This window comes from Rhizobium quercicola (genome assembly GCF_021168455.1).
GTDB lineage: Bacteria > Pseudomonadota > Alphaproteobacteria > Rhizobiales > Rhizobiaceae > Ferranicluibacter > Ferranicluibacter quercicola.
The window spans coordinates 47218-68329 of the sequence record NZ_JAJOZR010000003.1 but is presented as its reverse complement, the minus strand read 5'-3'; the positions used below and the strand labels follow the sequence as shown (position 1 = coordinate 68329).

Annotated in this window: 26 protein-coding genes and 1 tRNA gene; 15 read left to right on the top strand and 12 right to left on the bottom strand. The window is 63.3% G+C overall.

Features of this window, described 5'->3' with window-relative positions; all coding sequences use genetic code 11:
• Positions 1-184 precede the first annotated feature (184 nt).
• On the bottom strand, positions 185-418 hold the full coding sequence (locus LRX75_RS05540) for a hypothetical protein (protein WP_231812588.1): 234 nt from the start codon (positions 416-418) through the stop codon (positions 185-187).
• Between the two features lie 247 nt (positions 419-665).
• Between LRX75_RS05540 and LRX75_RS05535 the strand changes: the two genes are divergently transcribed.
• Positions 666-740: transfer RNA gene (locus LRX75_RS05535), tRNA-Thr, on the top strand.
• Here the strand turns inward: LRX75_RS05535 and LRX75_RS05530 are convergent.
• From LRX75_RS05530 to LRX75_RS05510, 5 genes are all read right to left on the bottom strand, one after another.
• A complete protein-coding gene (locus tag LRX75_RS05530; protein WP_231812587.1) occupies positions 719-916 on the bottom strand; it encodes a hypothetical protein in 198 nt (65 codons plus the stop codon). The two genes, LRX75_RS05535 and LRX75_RS05530, sit on opposite strands and share 22 nt — an antisense overlap.
• 4 nt (positions 917-920) lie before the next feature.
• Positions 921-1547, bottom strand: coding sequence for a DUF2076 domain-containing protein (locus LRX75_RS05525; protein ID WP_231812586.1), 627 nt, complete (start codon positions 1545-1547; stop codon positions 921-923).
• Between the two features lie 122 nt (positions 1548-1669).
• Positions 1670-2386 carry a Bax inhibitor-1/YccA family protein gene (locus LRX75_RS05520; RefSeq protein WP_113149183.1) on the bottom strand — a complete coding sequence of 239 codons (717 nt, stop codon included), beginning with the start codon at positions 2384-2386 and terminating at the stop codon, positions 1670-1672.
• A gap of 59 nt (positions 2387-2445) precedes the next feature.
• Entirely contained in the window at positions 2446-3231 is a 786-nt protein-coding gene (locus tag LRX75_RS05515) for an anti-sigma factor family protein (RefSeq protein WP_231812585.1), read from the bottom strand.
• Positions 3218-3754 (bottom strand): sigma-70 family RNA polymerase sigma factor, encoded by a 537-nt coding sequence (locus LRX75_RS05510; protein ID WP_231812583.1) that lies wholly within the window; start codon positions 3752-3754, stop codon positions 3218-3220. The genes LRX75_RS05515 and LRX75_RS05510 overlap by 14 nt, the downstream gene beginning before the upstream one ends.
• A 245-nt stretch (positions 3755-3999) precedes the next feature.
• Between LRX75_RS05510 and LRX75_RS23255 the strand changes: the two genes are divergently transcribed.
• Entirely contained in the window at positions 4000-4125 is a 126-nt protein-coding gene (locus tag LRX75_RS23255) for a hypothetical protein (RefSeq protein ID WP_269456077.1), read from the top strand.
• A gap of 51 nt (positions 4126-4176) precedes the next feature.
• Here LRX75_RS23255 and LRX75_RS05505 read toward each other — a convergent pair whose 3' ends face one another.
• The 4 genes from LRX75_RS05505 to LRX75_RS05490 all read right to left on the bottom strand — a co-directional run bounded on the left by LRX75_RS05505 (position 4177) and on the right by LRX75_RS05490 (position 5788).
• A complete protein-coding gene (locus LRX75_RS05505) occupies positions 4177-4566 on the bottom strand; it encodes a DUF930 domain-containing protein (RefSeq protein ID WP_231812581.1) in 390 nt (129 codons plus the stop codon).
• Positions 4567-4746: 180 nt separating this feature from the next.
• Complete coding sequence (locus LRX75_RS05500) at positions 4747-5211, bottom strand: YbaK/EbsC family protein (protein WP_231812579.1); 465 nt, start codon at positions 5209-5211, stop codon at positions 4747-4749.
• 121 nt (positions 5212-5332) lie between these two features.
• Positions 5333-5521, bottom strand: a complete 189-nt coding sequence (locus LRX75_RS05495; RefSeq protein WP_092932098.1) for a hypothetical protein — start codon at positions 5519-5521, stop codon at positions 5333-5335.
• Between the two features lie 12 nt (positions 5522-5533).
• On the bottom strand, positions 5534-5788 hold the full coding sequence (locus tag LRX75_RS05490) for a GlsB/YeaQ/YmgE family stress response membrane protein (protein ID WP_092932100.1): 255 nt from the start codon (positions 5786-5788) through the stop codon (positions 5534-5536).
• 732 nt (positions 5789-6520) lie between these two features.
• On the opposite strand from LRX75_RS05490, the gene LRX75_RS05485 reads away from it, so the two are divergent.
• The 13 genes from LRX75_RS05485 to visR all read left to right on the top strand — a co-directional run bounded on the left by LRX75_RS05485 (position 6521) and on the right by visR (position 19477).
• Positions 6521-8152: a methyl-accepting chemotaxis protein gene (locus LRX75_RS05485; RefSeq protein ID WP_231812577.1), complete on the top strand. Its 1632-nt coding sequence runs from the start codon at positions 6521-6523 to the stop codon at positions 8150-8152.
• A 127-nt stretch (positions 8153-8279) separates the two neighbouring features.
• A complete protein-coding gene (locus tag LRX75_RS05480) occupies positions 8280-8573 on the top strand; it encodes an STAS domain-containing protein (protein ID WP_113149177.1) in 294 nt (97 codons plus the stop codon).
• A 2-nt stretch (positions 8574-8575) separates the two neighbouring features.
• The gene (gene cheY1, locus LRX75_RS05475) at positions 8576-8941 is read left to right on the top strand and encodes a chemotaxis response regulator CheY1 (RefSeq protein ID WP_062470377.1); all 366 of its coding nucleotides are present in this window, start codon (positions 8576-8578) and stop codon (positions 8939-8941) included.
• Between the two features lie 25 nt (positions 8942-8966).
• The gene (locus LRX75_RS05470; protein WP_231812575.1) at positions 8967-11267 is read left to right on the top strand and encodes a chemotaxis protein CheA; all 2301 of its coding nucleotides are present in this window, start codon (positions 8967-8969) and stop codon (positions 11265-11267) included.
• 3 nt (positions 11268-11270) lie between these two features.
• On the top strand, positions 11271-11738 hold the full coding sequence (locus LRX75_RS05465; RefSeq protein ID WP_231812573.1) for a chemotaxis protein CheW: 468 nt from the start codon (positions 11271-11273) through the stop codon (positions 11736-11738).
• The gene (gene cheR, locus LRX75_RS05460; RefSeq protein ID WP_113149174.1) at positions 11735-12643 is read left to right on the top strand and encodes a protein-glutamate O-methyltransferase CheR; all 909 of its coding nucleotides are present in this window, start codon (positions 11735-11737) and stop codon (positions 12641-12643) included. The genes LRX75_RS05465 and cheR overlap by 4 nt, the downstream gene beginning before the upstream one ends.
• Positions 12640-13701: a protein-glutamate methylesterase/protein-glutamine glutaminase gene (locus tag LRX75_RS05455; RefSeq protein WP_113149173.1), complete on the top strand. Its 1062-nt coding sequence runs from the start codon at positions 12640-12642 to the stop codon at positions 13699-13701. Before cheR ends, LRX75_RS05455 begins: the two co-directional genes overlap by 4 nt.
• The gene (locus tag LRX75_RS05450) at positions 13702-14091 is read left to right on the top strand and encodes a response regulator (RefSeq protein WP_062470356.1); all 390 of its coding nucleotides are present in this window, start codon (positions 13702-13704) and stop codon (positions 14089-14091) included.
• A complete protein-coding gene (gene cheD, locus LRX75_RS05445) occupies positions 14088-14642 on the top strand; it encodes a chemoreceptor glutamine deamidase CheD (RefSeq protein WP_062470351.1) in 555 nt (184 codons plus the stop codon). Before LRX75_RS05450 ends, cheD begins: the two co-directional genes overlap by 4 nt.
• A gap of 41 nt (positions 14643-14683) precedes the next feature.
• Entirely contained in the window at positions 14684-15073 is a 390-nt protein-coding gene (gene cheT / locus LRX75_RS05440; RefSeq protein WP_231812571.1) for a chemotaxis protein CheT, read from the top strand.
• A 335-nt stretch (positions 15074-15408) separates the two neighbouring features.
• A complete protein-coding gene (gene fliF / locus LRX75_RS05435; protein ID WP_231812569.1) occupies positions 15409-17091 on the top strand; it encodes a flagellar basal-body MS-ring/collar protein FliF in 1683 nt (560 codons plus the stop codon).
• Between the two features lie 821 nt (positions 17092-17912).
• On the top strand, positions 17913-18725 hold the full coding sequence (gene visN, locus LRX75_RS05430; protein WP_231812567.1) for a transcriptional regulator VisN: 813 nt from the start codon (positions 17913-17915) through the stop codon (positions 18723-18725).
• Between the two features lie 8 nt (positions 18726-18733).
• Complete coding sequence (visR, locus tag LRX75_RS05425) at positions 18734-19477, top strand: transcriptional regulator VisR (RefSeq protein ID WP_113149170.1); 744 nt, start codon at positions 18734-18736, stop codon at positions 19475-19477.
• 9 nt (positions 19478-19486) lie between these two features.
• On the opposite strand, the gene LRX75_RS05420 is transcribed toward visR, so the two are convergent.
• A complete protein-coding gene (locus LRX75_RS05420) occupies positions 19487-19927 on the bottom strand; it encodes a hypothetical protein (protein ID WP_113149169.1) in 441 nt (146 codons plus the stop codon).
• Between the two features lie 5 nt (positions 19928-19932).
• The gene (gene flhB / locus LRX75_RS05415; RefSeq protein WP_113149168.1) at positions 19933-21015 is read right to left on the bottom strand and encodes a flagellar biosynthesis protein FlhB; all 1083 of its coding nucleotides are present in this window, start codon (positions 21013-21015) and stop codon (positions 19933-19935) included.
• Between the last annotated feature and the right edge of the window lie 97 nt (positions 21016-21112).

Here is a 21112-nt window from a genome sequence, read left to right as displayed (position 1 = left end):
CGGGTGTATGGGCGATGCTGGAGCCCCAAAAGAAGGGTGCCGCGCACCATTATCTCGAGAATTCGTCCGGATTTGCGGCAGACTGCGCGATCCGCGCAGCGCTTGCGGCCGATCCTGCGCGCGCTCGTGACCGATGCTGGCCCTGCGCCTACCGATTCGGCGGCGGCGGGGAGCAGCGAGCCGCCTATTCCTCTGCCGTCTCACCGGCCGAACCGGCGTCGGCGAGGGCTCCGTCACCCGCGGCCGTTGAGGTTGCAGCGGTCGGCACCTCGCCGTTTGCCGCCGGCAGTCCCACGGCCTCGTCGGCATCGCCCGCCCGTCGCGCACGCCCTTGCTGCTTTCGCCGCTGAAGGTTCTCCCGCAACGTCCGTGCCGCCCGTTCCCGCCGCGCCTGCGCCTGCCGCTCCGCTTCGCTCATTCTCTCGTCTCCCCTCCGCCTCGATCTGCCGCCCGCATCGACGGATCCATCGCACCGAGGCTGCCGATCACCGCATCGCCAGCGCGCCATCCTTACGAAATCACCGCGCCCCGTGAAACCCGCGTCCCGCTATTCAAATCCGACCAAACACAAGAAAACCGCACCACCCGCCTTGCGCTCCCGGAAAACCTATGGCAATAGGCCCTCGCTCCAACACGGTCGCCAACACGCCGCCGCTGTCTTCAGTGCTGCTATAGCTCAGGGGTAGAGCACTCCCTTGGTAAGGGAGAGGCCGAGAGTTCAAATCTCTCTAGCAGCACCATTCTCCTCCGCAAAATATTCCTGCAAGATCAGGCGATCGAAGCCGCGAACGATCCCTGTCGGCTGCCCGCCACGTCGGTTTCCGGGCGCATTGGCACGTTCACCGACGCCGCTGACATCACGCGAAAGAGCCGGCTTGCGACCGGCTCCTTCCTTGCGTGCATGCACCTCTTTCAAGCGATCAGAAGTCCATATCGCCCATGTCGTCGCCCATATCGGCGCCGACGTCGTCCGCCGGTGCTTCCGGCTCGGCCGGTGTTTCCGCCGCGTTGGCTTCGCTGCCGGAGAACATGCTGCCGATGGCGCTGCCGAGGAGCATGCCGCCGGCGACGCCCATGGCGGTCTGGGCGGCACCCTGGAGAAAGCCGCCGCCGCTGCGCTGGCCCTGCTGGGCTGCACCCTGGTTGCCCCAGGGGCTGTTCGGCTGGCCCGCTGGCGGCTGGCCCATGGCCGTGCCGGTCTGGCCATAGCCGCCTTGCTGTGCCGCCTGCTGTCCGTAGGCGGCGGCAGGGGCCGCGCGGCTGGCAGGGGCGGCCGGGCTTCCGCCACCGAAGAGGCTGGAAAACAGCCCGCCGGAGGACCGGCTCGAGGACTGGCGCTCCAGATCCTGGATGCGCTGCTCGGCTTTGGCAAGGGCCTGCTCCTGCACCACGATGGTCTGTGCCATCAGGTAGGGGGCCGTCGGCTGTGCCGCGATCTTCTGGCCGATGAAGGCATTGGCCTCCTGATCGAGCGGGCCGGATTGGCGCTCGACCTCGGCAATGCGGGAGAAAAGCCCGTCGATCGCCTGGCGGTCATTGCTGTCCATGGTGATGTGTCTCCGTGATCTCATGCGCAACGAAACTGTTGCAGGGGTCTGGTCGGATGGGCTCCCTCCCGGTCCTCGCGGCCGGAAGGGAAGGGGCATCGGTGTCGGGGAACGTGAGGGGACTATTCGCGCTCGCCGGTGAAGTTCAGCAGCAGCTGGAAGATGTTGACGAAGTTCAGGTACAGCGACAGCGCGCCGAAGACGGCGAGCTTCTGCTGCGATTCCTGATCCATGTTCTCGGCGAACTGTTCCTTGATGTTCTGCGTGTCATAGGCGGTGAGGCCGACGAAGACGACGATGCCGATCACCGAGATGGCGAACTGCAGTGCCGACGAGCCGAGGAAGATGTTGACGACCGAGGCGATGATGACGCCGATCAGGCCCATCATCAGGAACGAGCCCATCTTCGACAGGTCGGCCTTGGTCACATAGCCATAGAGGCTTGTCGCGCCGAACATGGTTGCGGCGATGAAGAAGGTGCGCGCGATGCTCGTTCCGGTGAACACGAGGAACACGGATGCGAGCGACAGGCCCATCACGGCGCAGAACGCCCAGAACATGGCCTGTGCCGCGCCGGCCGACATGGTCTGCAGACGGAACGACAGGAACAGCACGAAGCCGAGCGGTGCCAGCATGACGACCCACTTCAGGGGCGTCTGGAAGATCGGCACATAGAGCGCCGGCGTCGTGCCGACGATGAAGGCGACGAGGCCGGTGACGACGAGGCCAAGGCCCATGTAGTTGTAGACGCGCAGCATGTGCTGGCGCAGGGCCTGGTCGAGGAAGGCGCCGCTTTGCGCCGTTGCGCCGTAGCGCGGGCCGGGATTGCTGAAGCTCATCGAGGTTCTCCTTGATAGATGAGAAAGGGTGAATGACCTGGCGCCGGACGCGCCAGAGGTCAGTACAGAGTTTTGGACAGGCGCTCCGCCGTCTTCGCCAGCCGGGCATCGCCGCTCGCATCGTCTGTCGCCGACACCAGCGCATAGGCCACGTCGCCGATCTGCCAGTCCGCCGCCTCGATGCCGTCGATGGCGTAGGTCTTGACCGGCCGCACCGAGAAGGCTCCGGGCCGCACGGCAAAGAGCGACATCTGCTCCTTGTCCGGCGTGCGGATCGCAAGCTCGACGCTCGGGCCGAAGCGCGAGGGAAACACCTGAACATCGACCACCGTCCAGCCGTCGGGCAGGGCCGGCATGACGATCGCCGTCGCCGCGCGAATGTCCTCGCGGTCGTAGGTCCGCACCTCCGGCTGCGACGACATGGTCTCGCGGATCTCCGCCGTGCGGTGGGCGCGCACGGCCTCTTCCACATGGGCGGGCGGCGGCTCGGAGGCCACGACCTCGGTCACCTGGAACGGCCCGAAGCTCGTGCTGGCAACCCAGCCGGCCCCGACGAGCAGGGCGACGGCCGCCGCCTTCTGCAGCTGCTGCCCCATACGCGGAAAGCGCAGGCCGCCTTCCAGCCGACGCGCGGCGTCACGGGTCTGCCGCGTGCCGCCGGGATCGACGGTTGCCTGCAGCGACAGGCGCAGTTCGCTGCGCAGATGCAGGTCGCCCATCACGCGGGCAGCCGACTCCGGGTTCTGCGCCAGATACGCCTCGACCTGACGCCGGCGCTGCGGCGTCAACTGGTTGTCCACATAGGCATCGAGGTCGCTGTCGAGGATCGGGTCAGCCATGGTCATTGTCGGTGCCTCCAACGATCTTGAGGTGGGTCGGCGTGCGGTCTTCCTCGAACGCGCGCAGGCGGGCCCGTGCGCGGGAAAGACGCGACATCAGCGTTCCCACGGGAATATCGAGGACGCGCGCGGCGTCCTGGTAGGACATCTCGTCGATGGCAACGAGATGCAGCGCGGCGCGCTGCTCTTCGGGAAGGCTGAAGAACGCCTCGCGCAACTGCCCGAGACGAACGACATCTTCCGCACCGCCATGGTGCAGGCCTTGCGAAAGCAGAGCCGCTTCCTCCACGCGCCGCGTCTGCGAGCGCTTGCGCCGCAGGCTGTCGATATGCGTGTTGTGAAGGACGGACATCAGCCATGCCCGCAGGTTCGCACCCTGGTGAAAGGTCGGGCGGCGCTCATAGGCGCGCATCAGCGCATCCTGCACCAGATCCTCGGCATCGTCGGGATTGCGCACGAGCGACCGGGCGTAACGCCGCAGAGCGCCGAGCTGGCCGATGACATCGAAGGGGCTTTTCCTGTCGTCCATGCAAGATATACGCATGGCGACGGCGCTCTATTCCACGCTCCTCCAAAAAATTTTTCGCAAGCGCGAGAGCGGACGGGTGAATTATCGCATTTGCTAATATACAGAGGTTCACATCTCTGTCATGAGGTTTCTTAACGAATAGATGATATACTCGCTAGATCAGGGGCCTCGGCGCCTGACGGGGGACGCGCCTTGGAGGAGGCCGTTCCGGAAGAGCGACAGGTCGATCGGCAGAAGCGTGCGGCATGCAGCAAGCATCGGCCGCGCTGAGGGAGGAGTTGAACATGGCCACACATATGATGCGCACGCTGTTGAACACCATGGCGTTCCTCGCCGTCCTCACGCTTCTCGGTCTCTGGGCGTTCCTTTAAAACCGTCTCGACGGTCACCCCGAAAGACGTAGGACGAAGGATCGGCGGACATCAGGGATAGAGATAGTGCCTTTCCCAGGCATCATGCGGAATCTGGCTGCCGATCTCGTATTTGAACGATCGCACGTCGATGTGATCCGGGCCGGTGGTGCAGCGAAATTTCAGTCGATACCATTCTCCCTGACTGCGGAACACGGCGCCGGGGGCGGAGATGGTGTTGGTGCCCGTCACCGGATCGCCGAACGCATAGGCGATGACCTTGTCGGGCCGATACGTGGTCTTGTCCTTGTTGATGCGCTCCATCGCTTCGGTATCGCAGCGCTGCTCCAGCCGCGTGGCGGGATCGAGTTTCTGGAACTGGCGAACGAGCGTCTGGTCCATGGCGGCAGCCGAGGTGGCGGTGCACGCCGCCAGCAGAGCCGACAAGGCAATCCTGTTCATGCGTTGATTCTCTCACTATCGGTCGAAAACGCCGCTTCAAGGCAATTTTCTTGGCCATTCGATGGCTGAAACAAGGCAGGCGGCCCGCAAGGCGCGACCATCTGCGCCTTATCATGGTGCGGCGATCCTGTAACCCTTTGGTCTAAATAATTTTTTCAGTAGACGAGACGATCGGCCGATTTATGTCGAGGCCGTTACGTCGATCCACGCCGCTCCGGTGATCTCGGCCATGCGCTCGGGCGAAATCCGCACGGCCGCATTGGTGGCGCCGGCCGCCGGCACGACGATGTCGAAGGCGCGCAACGAGACGTCGCAATAGACCGCAAGTGGTTTCGGCAGGCCGAACGGGCAGACGCCGCCCACCGGATGGCTCGTTTCCGCCTCCACGTCGGAAAGGTCGAGCATCCGGGCCTTGGTGGCGAACCGCGCCTTGAATTTCCTGTTGTCGAGGCGCGCTTCGCCGCCCGTGACGATCAGGATCACGTCGTCGGCGATACGAAGCGCCAGGGTCTTGGCGATCTGCGCCGGCACGACCCGGTGCGCGGCCGCTGCCATGGCGACGGTCGCTGTGCTCTCGTCGAGAACGATGACCTCAAGGTCGGGCGCTTTCTCGGCCAGGAAGGCTGTCACGGAGGAAAGACTCATGAGGCTGTCCGCTGTCTGAAGATTTACCGGTGGCCAGCCCCTCACGCGCTGACGCGAAAAGGCGCTGACACGAAAAGGCGGACCGTTCCGCCCGCCTCATGTCTGGCCGCTGCCGATTTTTTCAGTCGTCGTTGGTCGCGTCAAGGTCTTCGGGGCGCGTGCCCTCCTGACCGTGCGGCAGATAGCCGTGGCTCGTAAACCAGTTCTCGAGAATGGCGGCGATGGCCGCGTCGCGGCTGTCGATTTCCGGATGGTCGGAAATGAACGACGCGAGCGCGGCTTCGATCTTGGGGTCTGTCGTGCTGGACATGATACCTCCTTCTCAGGCTCGTTTGATCACGCGGATGAGAACGAGGAGAATGATCGCACCGAGCGTCGCGTGGATGATGGCCGCAAGGATGCCACCGCCGATCACGAAGCCGAGACGCGGGAACAGCCAGCCTGCGATGAAGGCGCCGATGATGCCGACGATGATGTTGCCGAACAGGCCGAAGCCGAAGCCGGACACGATGAGGCCTGCAAGCCAACCGGCCACTGCGCCGATCAGGAGGAAGATGAGGATGCTTTCGATACCCATGGATGGTTCCTTTCCGAATGGATGAACCAGAAGATAGGGCAGCGCGCGCGCCGGGTTAGATCTTCAGCAACGGGAAATGTTCAGATGATGCGCGTCCCCAGGACGGCTCAGAGGACGCGCGAGGGAAGCGCGACGCGACCGTCGTCGATGTTGAGAAGGACGGAGATGGCAACGAGCGTCAGGCATGCGATGAGGGTGGCGCTCAGTCCGAGAACAATCATTGCCCGTTTCCTTTTCGCGTCATCATCATGATGTCCGCTGGATCCTTCCCGAAAGACGCGCACGATGCCGGGACGACCTCATCGCGTCGTCCATCACGCGGTCGCCGGGCCGCAAAATGTCGCGCCGGAAGTGTCCTCTTTCTATGCGCGCGAGACCACGGCCACAATTGCGAGGAATGGGGGATGAAAACCTGTGCCGACAGGCATTTGCGGCCTTTCCGGAACGATCTTTCAGCGTTCTGTGGATTAGGGGGCCGGCGTTAACTTTCAAGCAACGAATTAACCATAAACATGGTCCCTACACGTCGAAGCGGGGACCCCTTGTCCCCTCCCGGGCATGATGCCGATCCGACGAGCCGGTTCCAACCCGGTATGTGACGTTAACGGGGCACATGTTCCGTTTTCGGACAGGCAGGCATCATCTGGCGCCATCGCGCGCCCTCTCATTTCATTCGGCAGGCGGTGATGGTCATCGGTCCTGACGGGAGACATACCGGGACCGGGGACAAACGTGGGACAGGAAGCCGTGGCAGACCAGAATCGGAGGGCGCAGGCAGGAAGCCTGGTCGAGCGCCTGCGGTTTGCCGGGCTGGATTCCAGCGAAACCGACATCCTGCGCCGTCACCGCCAGGCCCTCCAGCCGCAGGTCGATCTCGCTCTGCGCGATCTTTTCCAGCGCCTACAGACCTTTCCCGAAGCCTCGCGCCATTTCTCCAGCGACCGTCAGATCGACCGGCTGCACGACCTCCACGCCGCGCACTGGGGCGTGTTGACCGATGCGCGGTTCGACAGTCTCTATGCCGAGCGCGTCAAGGTGCTGGCCGATGCGGAAAGCCGCATGGGCCTCGATCCCCGCTGGCAGATCGCCGGCCATGGCGTCATTCTCGAGAAGCTGATCGTGTCCGCCATCGAGGCGTTCTGGCCGAAATCCATGCTGGCGACCGGCAAGGGCAAGCAGCAGGAACTGACGGAGCTTGTCTCCGCTCTCGTCCGCACCGTCTTCGTCGATACCGAAATCGGCGTTACCCTTCGCTTCAACGAACAGCGCCAGATGCACCAGCGCCAGCTGGCGGAAACGCGCGCCACGTCGCAAGCCGAGGTGCTTACAGCCTTCACCGGCATCGCCGAGGCTCTGGCCGCCGGCGACGTTTCGGCGCGCACCCCGGCCGACGCGCCGGAGGCCGCAGCCCCGCTTGCCCGTTCGCTGGATGCCGCGCTCGATGCGATCGAGGCGAACCTGCGCAATCTGGATGCCGGCATCGCCTCGTCCGCCACGGCAGGTGAGACGCTGGCCGAGGGAACCGAACGCCTGGGTTCGGCCGCGCAATCCGAAGCGGCAGCGCTGGATTCGGTTGCCGAACGCCTGGAAGCCCTGGTCATCCGGGTTCGCGACAGCGCACGCGAAAGTGCTGCGGCCGAAAAAGCGGTTGCGGCGACGGGACATTCGGTCGAGCGCAGCGGCGAGATCGCCGGTCTTGCCATCGCGGCCATGGCCGACATCGAATCCTCCGCCGAAAAGATCGGCGAGATCATCGGCGTCATCGACGAAATCGCTTTCCAGACCAATCTTCTGGCGCTGAATGCCGGTATCGAAGCGGCACGCGCCGGTGAAAGCGGCCGCGGTTTCGCGGTCGTCGCCCAGGAAGTCCGGGCGCTCGCCCAGCGTTCGGGCGATGCGGCCCGCGAGATCAAGCAGCTCGTCACGGGCACCAAGGCCCAGGTCGACGCCGGTGTCGAACGCGTCGGCCGCACGCAGGCCGCCATCGGCAGCATCGTCGAGCAGGTCCACGGCATCCAGTCCGCCATCACCGGCATCGCGCGGCAGTCGGGCGAGGATCTGTCCAGCCTCGAAGATCTCCGCAGCGAGATCGGCCGCTCCGGCCGCGCGCTTGCAGGCCTCACCGGCGACGCTGAACGCACGGCGGCTGCCGGGCAGACCGCGCGCATGGTGACGATCGAGCTTGGCGAAACCATTCGCCGCTTCACGCTGCGCCCCGCTGGCGCACGCGCAGCGGACAAGACGATGGCCGCCCCCACGCTGCCGCGACAGGCTTTGCCTGTGCCGGTGGCGAGGACGGAGGCCTTTCTCGAAGACGAGGACGACATCGCCTTCGGGCGCGTGTCGGCATGGGGGCGATCATGACGATGCTCCCGGCTCTGCGTCCATGCCCGTTTCGCCTGCGTGACACCGGCCCTGCCGGCCATCGCAACGCGGACGGTTTCGTTCGACAGGTCAATCTCCTCCAGGTGACACAAGGAAAGGCGCCGTGATGGCCCCAAAGAAAGCCGCATCGAAGACGCTCAATCTCGCGCCGGTCCTCGACCTCAACGAGGCCAGCGCCCTTCATCGCAAGCTGACGGAGATGCGCGGCAGCAACATCGTCATCGACGCCTCGGCGGTGGAGCGGGTCGGAGCGCTCTGCGTCCAGGTGCTGATGGCTGGCGCCAAAAGCTGGGAAGAGGACAAACACGCCTTCACCCTTTCCAAGGTGTCGGACGCTTTTACAAAAACGACGCAGCTCATCGGGGTCAATGTCGACCACCTGATGGCGAAGGAGATCTGAAAATGAAGAAGAAGGTTCTCACCGTGGACGATAGCCGGACCATCCGGAATATGCTCCTCGTGACGCTCAACAATGCCGGTTTCGAAACCATCCAGGCCGAAGACGGCATCGAAGGTCTCGAAGTCCTCGAAGACTGTAATCCCGATGTCATCGTCACCGACATCAACATGCCCCGCCTCGACGGCTTCGGCTTCATCGAAGGTGTGCGCCGCAACGAGAAGTACCGCGCCATCCCGATCCTGGTCCTGACCACGGAAAGCGACGCGGAAAAGAAGAACCGCGCCCGCCAGGCCGGAGCGACCGGCTGGATCGTCAAGCCCTTCGATCCGACCAAGCTGATCGACGCCATCGAGCGCGTAACCGCTTAAAAAAACCCTCGCCAGGATTCCAGCTATGGATATGAATGAAATCAAAGAGATCTTCTTCCAGGAATGTGAAGAACAGCTCGCAGAACTGGAATCCGGTCTCCTTCGTTTGAATGACGGGGATCGTGATCCGGAGACGGTCAATGCGGTCTTCCGTGCCGTTCACTCCATCAAGGGTGGCGCGGGCGCCTTCGGGCTGGATGATCTGGTCTCGTTCGCGCATGTGTTCGAAACGACGCTGGATTGCGTTCGCTCCAACAAGCTGGAACCCACGCAGGAGGTTCTGAAAGTCATGCTCAAGTCGGCCGACGTTCTGGCCGACCTGACCAACTGTGCCCGCGACGGCGGCAGTGTGGATGAAGCGCGCTCCAAGCAGCTGATCCGCGAACTCGAGGCCCTGGCCCACGGCACGCCGCTTCCCGGAGCTGCGGAGGTTCCCGTGGCCAAGGCTGCAGCCAAGCCCGCGGCCGCCAAGCCCGCGCCTGCCGCGCCGGCCCCGGCTCCGGCAGCACCCAACGACCAGGGCTTCGTGCCCGTCGCCTTCTCGTTCGACGATTTCGGCGACGAAGCCGCCGTCGAGCCGGTCGCGATGCCGACCTTCGAGATCTCTTTCAAGCCGAATGCGGATCTCTATCGCAAGGGTAACGAGGCGACGCTGCTTCTGCGCGACCTTTCGCGTCTGGGCGAGATGAGCATCCACTGCGACATGGACAGCCTGCCGTCGCTGGATGGCCTCAACCCCGAGGACGCCTACTTCTCCTGGAAGATCTCGCTTCGCACCGACAAGGGCGAGGATGCGATCCGCGGCGTCTTCGAATTTGCGGAATGGGACTGCGAACTCGAGGTGGCCGAGCGCGCCGAAGGCGAACAGCCGGACGCGATCGAAGGCGAAGCCCCGATGCAGGCCGTTCCCTTCGACCTGTCGATCCTCGATGAGGAGCCCGAGCATCCGCTCGGCGTGGTGGAAGAAGAGGAGCAGATCGCAGCCGGCGAGCGCGAAGCCACGGTCACGGCGCTCGAAACCGCCAGCAACGTCCTGAATCTCGCCAGTGCCGCCGCCAAGGCTGCCGACGCGAAGCAGGCGCCCGCCAATGCCGCCAGCGCCCAGCAGGCCGCCGCCGCAGGCCAGACGATCCGCGTCGATCTCGACCGCGTCGATCGCCTGATCAACCTTGTCGGCGAGCTCGTCATCAACCAGGCGATGCTCTCGCAGAGCGTCATCGAGAACGATACCAACGGCACGTCGTCGATCAATATGGGCCTCGAGGAGCTGCAGCAGCTCACCCGCGAGATCCAGGACTCGGTCATGGCCATCCGCGCCCAGCCGGTGAAGCCGGTCTTCCAGCGCATGGCCCGCACAGTGCGCGAAATCGCCGATATCACCGGCAAGTCGGTGCGCCTCATCACGGAGGGCGAGAACACCGAAGTCGACAAGACCGTCATCGACAAGCTCGCCGAGCCGCTGACGCACATGATCCGCAACGCGGTCGATCACGGCCTGGAAATGCCGGAGAAGCGCGTCGCCCTCGGCAAGAACCCGGAAGGCACCGTCCGCCTGACCGCCAAGCACCGCTCGGGCCGCATCATCATCGAGCTGGCCGACGACGGCGCCGGCATCAACCGCGAACGCGTCCGCCAGAAGGCGATCGACAACGACCTGATCGCGGCCGATGCCAACCTGTCGGACGAGGAGATCGACAACCTGATCTTCCACGCGGGCTTCTCGACCGCCGAGAAGGTCTCCGACCTTTCCGGCCGCGGCGTCGGCATGGACGTGGTCAAGCGCTCCATCCAGGCGCTCGGCGGCCGCATCAACATCTCGTCGAAGCCGGGGCAGGGTTCCGTCTTCACCATGAGCCTGCCGCTGACGCTCGCCGTGCTCGACGGCATGGTGGTCACGGTCGCCAGCCAGACGCTGGTCGTGCCGCTGACGGCCATCGTCGAAACGCTGCAGCCGGATGCCGCCTCGATCCATTCCTTCGGTGCGACGCAACGCCTGATCTCGATCCGCAACTCCTTCTGCCCGCTGGTCGATGTCGGCCGGATCCTCAACTTCCGCGCCACGCAGGCCAATCCCGTCGAAGGCGTGGCGCTGCTGGTGGAATCGGAAGGCGGCGGTCAGCGCGCGCTGATGGTCGATGCGATCCAGGGCCAGCGCCAGGTCGTCATCAAGAGCCTCGAGGCCAACTACACCCATGTGCCCGGCATCGCCGCGGCGACTATTCTCGGTGACGGCCGCGTGGCGCTGATCCTGGATGTGGATGCTGTGGTCGCGGCCTCGCGCGGCCAGCCCCTCAGGCTCGAATCAGCCCTGGCAGCTGTGGGGTAAACCATGACGACGCTCGCAAACACCATGACCAGCGGTGCCCGCGAACTGATCGCCTTCAGGATCGGCGATCAGGAGTTCTGCGTCGATATCATGTCGGTGCGCGAGATCCGCGGCTGGACGCCTGCGACGTCGATGCCCCATACGCCGGGCTACATGCTCGGCGTCATCAACCTGCGGGGCGCGGTCCTGCCGATCATCGATCTGGCAGCACGCCTCGGAATGAACCCGGCCGAACCCACCGTTCGGCATGTCATCATCGTCGCTCAGTCCGGACGGAGGATCGTCGGGCTGCTGGTCGAGGCGGTGTCCGACATACTGAGCGTGACGAACGACAACATACAGCCGACGCCCGATGTCAGTTCCGACTTCGAGCGAACCTTTGCCCGCGGCGTTCTGGCCATCGAAAAGCGCATGATCTGCCTGATCGAACTGGACGCCGTCTTCCCTCACACCGAAAGCGAAGCCGCATGAGCAGAATGGCCGCCTTCGACACGAAAGCGTCGCCCGACGAGTGCCTGGCCAGCGGCGAATACCCGCTGACGCGCCGCGATCTTTCCGAGATCGCAGCGATGATCTATGCGGATGCCGGCATCTATCTGAACGAGACCAAGGCCTCGCTCGTCTATTCGCGCCTGTCGAAACACATCCGCAATCTCGGGCTCGGGGGGTTCCGCGAGTACTGCAACCTCGTCTCGTCTCCCGCCGGTGCCGCCGAGCGACGGGACATGCTCTCGCACCTCACCACCAACTTCACGCGCTTCTTCCGCGAGAACCACCATTTCGAGCATCTGCGCGACACGGTTCTGCCGGGGCTGATCGCGCGTGCCAAGACCGGCGGCCGCGTTCGCATCTGGTCTGCCGCCTGTTCCGACGGGCAGGAGCCCTATTCGATCGCGCTCACCATCCTGGCGGTCCTGCCCAACGCGGCGGATTACGACATCCGTATCCTGGCGACCGATATCGACCCGAAGATTCTCGCGATCGCCCGGGCCGGCGCCTACGATCTCAACGCGCTGGAAACGGTCACGCCGCAGATGCGCAAGCAGTTCTTCTCGCAGACCTCGGTCAACGGCCGCGAGAAGTGGCAGATCGACGACAAGGTCAAGCGGCTCATCACCTTCAACGAGCTGAACCTCATGGCGCAGTGGCCGTTCAAGGGACCCTTCGACGTGATCTTCTGCCGCAACGTCGTCATCTATTTCGACGAGCCGACGCAGATGAAGATCTGGTCGCGCTTCGCAACCACGCTGGATGGCGGCGGGCATCTTTATATCGGCCACTCCGAGCGCGTCTCCGGCGACGCCAAGGCCGTGTTCGACAATATCGGCATCACCGCCTACCGCTACACCGGCAAGCACGCGGGAGGCCGCTCATGACCGCTCCCGCTCGCGTTCTCGTCGTTGATGACAGCGCCACCATGCGCGGTCTCATCACGGCCATCCTGAATGCCGATCCCGCCGTCAGCGTGGTCGGTCAGGCGGCCGATGCCATGCAGGCGCGCCAGGCCATCAAGGATCTGAATCCCGACGTCGTCACGCTCGACATCGAGATGCCGAACATGAACGGTCTCGAATTCCTCGAGAAGATCATGCGGCTGCGCCCCATGCCCGTCATCATGGTCTCCACGCTGACGCACAAGGGCGCGGAAGCCTCCGTCGCGGCACTCGAGATCGGCGCCTTCGACTGCGTCGGCAAGCCCCTGCCAGGCGATCTGCACCCCTTCGCCGACCTTGCCGAAAAGGTGAAGGCGGCGGCGCGCTCGCAACGCAAGTTCATCATCTCCGGCAACAAGGTCGCAGCACCCAGTGCCGCGAACACCAATGCCACGGCGGTCGACTACCGGGCCGCTCGCCGGATCATCGCCATCGGGTCCTCCACCGGGGGGGTGGAGGCCCTGATCAACGTCTTGCAGAAGTTCCCGAAGAACTGCCCGCCGACGGTGATCACGCAGCATATGCCGGTCACCTTCACGAAGAGCTTTTCGGAACGTCTCAACCGGCTTTGCGCCCCGACGGTCGAAGAGGCTTTCGACGGCGCCAGGCTGGAGATCGGCAAGATCTACCTCGCTCCGGGAGGCGATCGTCACCTCCAGGTGGTCAATCCGTCGGCACCGACCTGCCGGCTGCTCGACCGGGAGCCCGTCAACGGACATCGCCCGTCCGTGGACGTTCTGTTCGATTCTGTGGCGGACCTCGTCGGTCGCAACGGCATCGGCGTCATCCTCACGGGCATGGGGCGCGATGGCGCCTCCGGCCTCCTGCGGATGCGCCAGGCCGGCGCCCGGACGTTCGGCCAGAATGAAAAGACCTGTGTGGTCTATGGAATGCCGAGGGTGGCCTACGAGATAGGTGCCGTCGAAATGCAACTGCCCCTCAACTCCATCGGGGAGGAAGTTCTGAAATGCGCCGCGACCCGAAGGGAAGGAACTGAATAAATGTCTATCGCCGAAAAAATCAAAGTGCTGATCGTCGACGATCAGGTTACCAGCCGGCTTTTGCTGGGCGAAGCGCTCCAGCAGCTTGGCTTCAAGCAGATCACCGTTGCCGCCGATGGCGAGCAGGGGGCCAAGATCATGGCGCAACAGCCGCATCATCTCGTGATCTCGGACTTCAACATGCCGAAGATGGACGGTCTCGGCCTGCTGCAGGCCGTGCGCACCAATCCGGCAACCAAGAAGGCCGCCTTCATCATGCTGACGGCGCAGGGCGACCGGGCGCTTGTCACCAAGGCGGCGGCGCTCGGCGCCAACAACGTCCTGGCCAAACCCTTCACCATCGAAAAGATGCGGGCGGCGATCGAAGCCGTATTCGGAGCACTCAAATGACCTTAGACGCTGCGGTTAAGCGCGTGCATGTCATCCAGGGCGAGTACAAGGTCGTCACGGACCCGGACGTGGTTCTCTCGACGATTCTCGGCTCCTGCGTGGCGGCCTGCATGCGTGATCCCGTGGCAGGCGTGGGCGGCATCAACCATTTCCTGCTGCCCGGTTCCGCCGAAGCGATGTCATCGGGAGGAGACGCCACGCGATATGGCGTCCATCTCATGGAATTGCTGATCAACGGACTTCTCAAGAAAGGCGCGCGGCGCGACCGTCTTGAGGCCAAGATCTTCGGCGGCGCCAAAACCATTGCACGTTTTTCCAATGTCGGTGAGCAGAATGCCCTGTTCGCCCGCCGCTTCCTGCAGGACGAAGGCATTCCCATCGTCGGCGAAAGCACGGGCGGCGAGCATGGCCGTAAGCTGGAATACTGGCCAGTGACCGGCCGGGCCCGTCAATACGCCCTGACCGGCGTCGAGACGCAGAAGACCGTGGCTCAGGAGCAGCGCCCGGTTCCGGCTCCCAAGCCCGCCGACAATTCGATCGAATTTTTTTAATCAGCAACCGCGCCCACCGGCGCGCGGTCAGGGGACATCATATGCAGAGCGAGCGAAAAGAGCACCCCGGCGACATGGACGAGGCCCTGCCGGACGTGATGATGCGGGTCGTCTCGGAGCTGCACGACGTCGCCTATCTCATCGAGCGGATCGAGCCGATGCTCGGCGAGATCGCCGGCGACCCTCAGGCCAATGCGGCGCACCGCATCCAGGTGCTTCAGGGCATCGACCTCGCGGTCCAGAAAACGCGCGGGCTGGCCGAGTTCATCGACACCATCACCGCGGCGCTCCCGGGATCCTGGCTGGTCGATATCTCGACGGCGCTGAACCTCGTGAAGCTTGCGGACATGCAGAAGTCGCTTGCAAACGGCCTGCGCCACGGCCACTCGCAGCCGCTGACGGAAGCCGCCGGCGACTTCGAAGCCTTCTAGGGCGCCACGCGTTTCCGATGACGCGCTGACGCGGTCTCCCATCGCCCAAACGGCCTTTCCAGGCCGAAAACAGCAGCAAAACGCACCTCCGGCTCCGGCCCGAGGTGCGTTTTTTCATTTTAGAATCTCTCGAAAGACCGCGACGCGTGAGGGCGAGCGACAAGTTCGCGCAAGCTTCGCATCCTATTCTCCAAACGGGTCAGATGGATCTATGCCCGCATTTGCGAGAGTTTTCGCCGGATGCGGCCGGATCGGACCTCAATGTTGGGACTGCGCAATGAAGCTTCGTCCGTGCAATCTCGCACGGTGAAGTGCGCTACTGGGTGCGAAACAGAATGAATCTGTTAGAACAACTTTCGTCGGTCACGAAAAATTTGAAGAGCCTGGGGCAGGGCAAGCTGATCGCATTGGCGGCAGCCGCTCTCGTCACGGTCGGGCTCGTTCTGGCAGCCGGGCTCTATGTCAACAAGCCGGCCTTCGAGACGCTCTACGTCAACCTTGAATCGGGAGACCTGAACCAGGTCACCATGGCGCTGTCCGAAGGCGGTATCCCCTTCGATGTCGGCTCCGATGGCAAGAGCGTCCAGGTTCCGGTAGGCACCACGGGCAAGGCCCGCCTCTTTCTCGCCGAGCGCGGCCTCCCCAACAGCGCCAATGCCGGTTACGAACTTTTCGACAATGTCGGCTCGCTTGGCCTGACCTCGTTCATGCAGGAAGTCACCCGGGTCCGCGCCCTGGAAGGCGAAATCGCCCGGACCATCCAGCAGATCTCCGGCATCGCCTCGGCCCGCGTCCACATCGTGATGGCCGACCGCGGCAGCTTCCGCAAGACCGAGCAGAAGCCGACCGCCTCCGTCATGATCCGCGCAAGCTCCACCATCGGCCGCAACGCCGCAGCCTCCATCCGCCATCTCGTGGGCTCGTCGGTCCCCGGCCTCTCGATCGACGACGTCACCATTCTCGATAGCGCCGGCCAGCTGCTCGCCTCCGGCGACGATCCGCAGAACGGTGCGATGAGCCAGTCGCTCTCCATCGTCCAGTCCGTCCAGGGCGAGATCGAGAAGAACATCGACAAGGCCCTTTCGCCCTTCCTCGGCGTCGACAACTTCCGCTCCAGCGTCACCGCGCAGCTCAACACCGATACGCAGCAGGTTCAGGAAACCACGTTCGATCCGGAATCCCGCGTCGAGCGGTCCACACGGGTGACCAAGGAAGAGCAGAAATCGAGCCAGCAGCAGGCCGACAACGCGACGACCGTTCAGCAGAACGTGCCGCAGGCAGCCCCCAAGAGCGGTGGCGCCGGCCCGCAGTCGAACGATCAGGCCGAGAAGAAGGAAGAGCAGACCAACTACGAGATCAACTCCAAGACGGTCGCCACCACCAAGAACAGCTACAAGGTCGAAAAGCTCTCCGTCGCCGTCGTCGTCAACCGCGGCCGCATCGCCGCCATGGTCGGCGAAGGTGCGGACCAGGCGAAGATCGACACCTATCTCGCGGACATGCAGAAGATCGTCGCCTCCGCCGTCGGCATCGACGCGGCCCGCGGCGACGTGGTGACGCTGACCGCCATGGACTTCGTCAACAACCAGCTGCTCGACACGCCGATCGAAGGGCCGGGCATCATGGAAACGCTGACGCGCAACCTCGGCGGCATCATCAACGCACTCGCCTTCATCACGGTCGCCGTGCTCGTGGTCTGGATGGGCCTGCGCCCTCTGGCCCGCTCCATGGGCTTCGGCGGACCGGGCACCCTCACGGAAACCGAGGCCGTCGGACTGGAACTGCCCGACTTCTCGCCGGCCCCCAGCGGTGCTGCAGGCGGGGCCCTTATGGAAGGCTTCGGTTCGGATTTCGGCTTCGACAGCACCGACGACCTGCTCAGCCTCGGCGAAGACGGCGGCGACTTCAATCGCCGCGTCAAGGAAGGCCCGGAGCGGCGGTTGGCCCGCATGGTCGAAATCAACGAGGAGCGCGCTGCCAAGATCCTGCGCAAATGGGTCGCAGAAAAAGCAGCCTGAGACCAAAAAACGGACCAGACGAAAAAATCCGCCCCTTCGGCGGATTTTTTTCGTTCGAGCCTGACAGTTGCATGACAAAGAAACAGTGGTGGCTCGTCTCGCTGTCGATAGGCCTGGAAAGGTCACGGAGGACGACGACCGGAGTCTTCCCGTCGTTTCCCCAGTGTCCCGCCGGTGTCGCCGGAGTCGCCCCGGCGCATGAGGGATTCCTCTATTTAACCATTTGGTTATTTTTTTATGTGGAAAGGCGACTTTGCTTGCTTGCGAATGCGCCTCGACTCCGGGCCTGGGGAAATCGATTGTGTCACGTCAAGAAAATAACTTTCTAAAACTGGTATAGTTGTCAAAGTTGCTAGGTGTGTGCTTACGAATGAGCCCTATTGTGCTCGAAATCGTTTTGGTGCAATTGCGCAACATGATCCCGTCAAATACAAATCCGATTCGACACCTGATTCACTGAGCGCGCATTTTCAGCCTGCCGAAGGCCCTGGAAAATGCGATTTCGCGACCGCTCCGGCCTCGAGGGTCTGTACCGCAAGCAAAAAAATTCAACGTTAACAATGTTATATTGTGAGTGTTCTCGTTTGTTCACGGTCGCCGTCGTTGGCGCGCTGCTTCGTTTCCGAATCACTTCAGGTTATTAACAAAAAGTAAATCCCGATAAGCTGGCAGTAGTTTTTTGAGTTCGGGCCTGTATAGTTTTAACAGTGATTCGCATGATGATGTGTGCTCGCCGGGGAATGCGGATCCCCGGCCGTGTGGCTGCCCCGGCAGTGCGCGTGCGCAGATCGCATGACCGGATCCGTCACGGGGAAAATATCATGGAAGCTCTTCAGACGGAGATTGCGGGTCGACCGGTACCGGTCGCCTCGATGCGAGCGGCGATGGGCGGATCAAGCCCGGCCGTTCACACGGGCCAGCCGTCGCCGGCAGGCCCGGCTTGCCTCGGTACGGCCGCCCATCCCGCTGCAAAGCGCCAGCTTCTCGAAAAGCTCGGCGATTACGCGGCACGCGGCCAGCTGAACAAGGCGCTTGCGGCCCTGACGGATTATGTCGGCGCCAGCCATTATCTTCTCGCGCGGTACGACCTGTCGCAGGACAGCGGCCTCGACTTCGTCATGGTCTCGGACTGGCCCTTCGATGTGGTGAAGCGGCTTGGCCAGGTGATGCAGGGGCTTCACGCCAAGACCAACGAGCAGGAAAAGTGCCTGTCGCTGCTGCATCCCGTCTTCATGCGGCTTCCCGAAGAGGCCGTCCTTGGTCGCGGCATCAGTCGCGAATATTGCGCCATCACCTTTTCCATCGGCCGGTTGCGGCTGTCGCTCATGCTGCTTTTCCCGCAGGACCTGATCCTGTCGCGGGAGGGTCTGCGCGATATCGGCCTGCTCACCGGCTATTTCGCCAGCCTCGCGCGCGACACCTCGCTGCGCTCGGACCGCGATTTCGATCTGACGGAACGCGAGCTCGAATGCCTGTCCTGGATTGCGGAAGGCAAGACCAGCGAGGAGATCGCCCTCATTCTCGGCATCTCGCGCAATACCATCAACAACTACATCACCAGTGTCATGCGTAAGACGGCGACCAAGACGCGCTCGGAAGCGATTGCCTGCGCGGTCCGAAACAACCTGGTATAGGAACGCCGATGGTCATCTACATCCCAGGAGGTCGAAGCGGCGATGACAGCCGCAACGGCCGCCAGACCCGGGCCTCGCGCGCAGCCACCCTGGTGGCCCGTCTGCAGGTGATGCAGAAGGATATCGAAGCCCGCAACTTCGCCGTGTTCCGAATGAACGGAAACGGCTTGCCGGCCTCGCGCAAGCTGACCTGCGTTCTCGACAACTGGGGCACGGCGGCGGAAGAGATGACGCACGATGTCGTCTCGACCTATGGCGACGAGATGAAACAGCATCTCGACATCTCGCTTCTGCCGCTTCTGTGGAACGGTGCCGACAATCGGCAGACGGCGGAGACGATCGATTTCGACCGTTTCGTCCTGCGCATGAAGCCGCGAACGCTGCCCTATGCCGGCATCGCCTTTCCCGTTCGCCTCGGCGCGCAGGGCAATGGCTACGTCGCCTTCATGGCGCCGTCGCTCGATCTGACGAGCGAGGTCATTCTCGATCTCCACGGCCGCAGCTGCCACGTGATGACCGATCTGTTTGCCGCCGACGAGCGCCGCCTTCAGCCGGCCGAGGCGCTGAGCGAACGCGAGATCGGCTGCCTGCAGATGGCCGGTGACGGTTATATCAGCGAAGAGATCGCGGAAAAGATGGGCCTGTCGGTGCACACCGTGAACGCCTATCTGGGGGCGGCCACCGCCAAGCTCGATTCCGTCAACCGTATCCAGGCGATCGCCAAGGCGATCCGCCTCGGCTATATCAGCTGAGCTGCCCGTTCAGCTGGCCATCGCGGTGGGATAGGATTTGATGAACTTGGCCGCATCCAGACTGCGGGCGAGGAACGCCGTGTTCTCGTCCGGATCGACGGACGGCTTCTTGAAGGCGATGTGGTTGATCTCGATGGCGGCCGAGTTGTCGCGCAGCGCGAGTTGCGCATAGACCGTGACGCCGTCGGGCTTCAGCTCGAGATCGAGCACGATTTCCGGATTGCGATTCCAGTCGAGCATGTAATTGCCGCCGATACCGAAATTGACCGTGCCCGGAACGAAATACAGCTCGGCTGCCGACGACACGAGGTCGGCGAGACTGCCATGCGATTCATAGCGCAGCAGCGCGATGAAGTCGGCGGCATCGATGAGACGAAGTTCGGTCGCGACCGGACGGATGGCATCCGCAACGATCTTTTCGCGCTGTTCGGAATATTCGCATTTTTTCATCGCAATCAGTTCATCCGTGTCGGGTTCGATTTCGTTGCGTAGACCCGGTGGATGAGTTCGGCGACCGCCTTGTAAAACACCGGTGGGATGACACTATCCACCGAGACTTGCGCAAACATTGAGCGTGCGAGAGGCGGGTCCTCGAAGACGGGGATGTTGTTTTCCTCCGCAAGCGCGCGAATGCGCAGCGCCACGAGGTCCTGCCCCTTGGCAACGACGACCGGAGCGTCCCCTTCTTCCCGGACATAGCGTAGCGCCACGGCAAAGTGGGTCGGGTTCGCGATCACCAGAGTTGCGCGCGGAACGGAGGAAATCATGCGACGCCGCGCACGGTCGCGTGCGATCGAACGTAAGCGAGCCTTTACGATTGGATCGCCCTGTGTCTGCTTCATTTCCTCCTTCACCTCCTGCTTCGTCATGCGCAGTTCGCTGTGCCAGTGATGCCGCGTCCAGAAAAAGTCGGCGATGGCGATAGCCGCCGTCGAAAAGAGAACGACGTTCATAATCTTGTTGAAGTCGCGACCCATGATCTCGAAGATCGTGATCGGGTCCGAGAACATCGCATCGAGCGTCGCGTAGAAATCGTCCCACAGCGTCAGCGCGACGATGCCGGAGATGACGGCGATCTTGAAGAAGGACTTCGCAAATTCCACGAGGCCCGGCAGGCTGTAGATCCGGCCTACGCCGGCCATCGGCGAGATCCGGTTGAGCTTCGGAGCGATCCGGTCGAAGACGGGGCTCGGCAGGTTCTGCAGGATCGACGATCCCACCCCGAAGGCGATCATCAGCACGAAGACCGGCACGACCAGTGCGCCGGAGGCCCAGAGAAGTTTTGAAATCAGGGCGGACGCGTCGTTTGACGTGGTGATTCGCCAGGCGTCCGGCTGCTCGAACACATCCTTCAGCGCTTCGGACATGCTGCGGAACCCGTCCGGCAGAAAGAAGACCACATAGATGTAGATGGCGAGCGTCGAGGCGAACATCGTGACCTCGCGGGAAAACGGCACGTTCCCCTTCTCGACGGCATCGCTGATCTTTTTCTCGGACGGCGATTCGGTTTTGCTGTCTTTATCCTGATCGTCCGACATGAAAACGGCCCTTCACGATCTCGCATCTGTGCCGGGGCCGATCGTCGTGGCCGGCTGGCAGTGTTGCCGATGTTGTGGGCTGAAGGGCGCCGTCTGG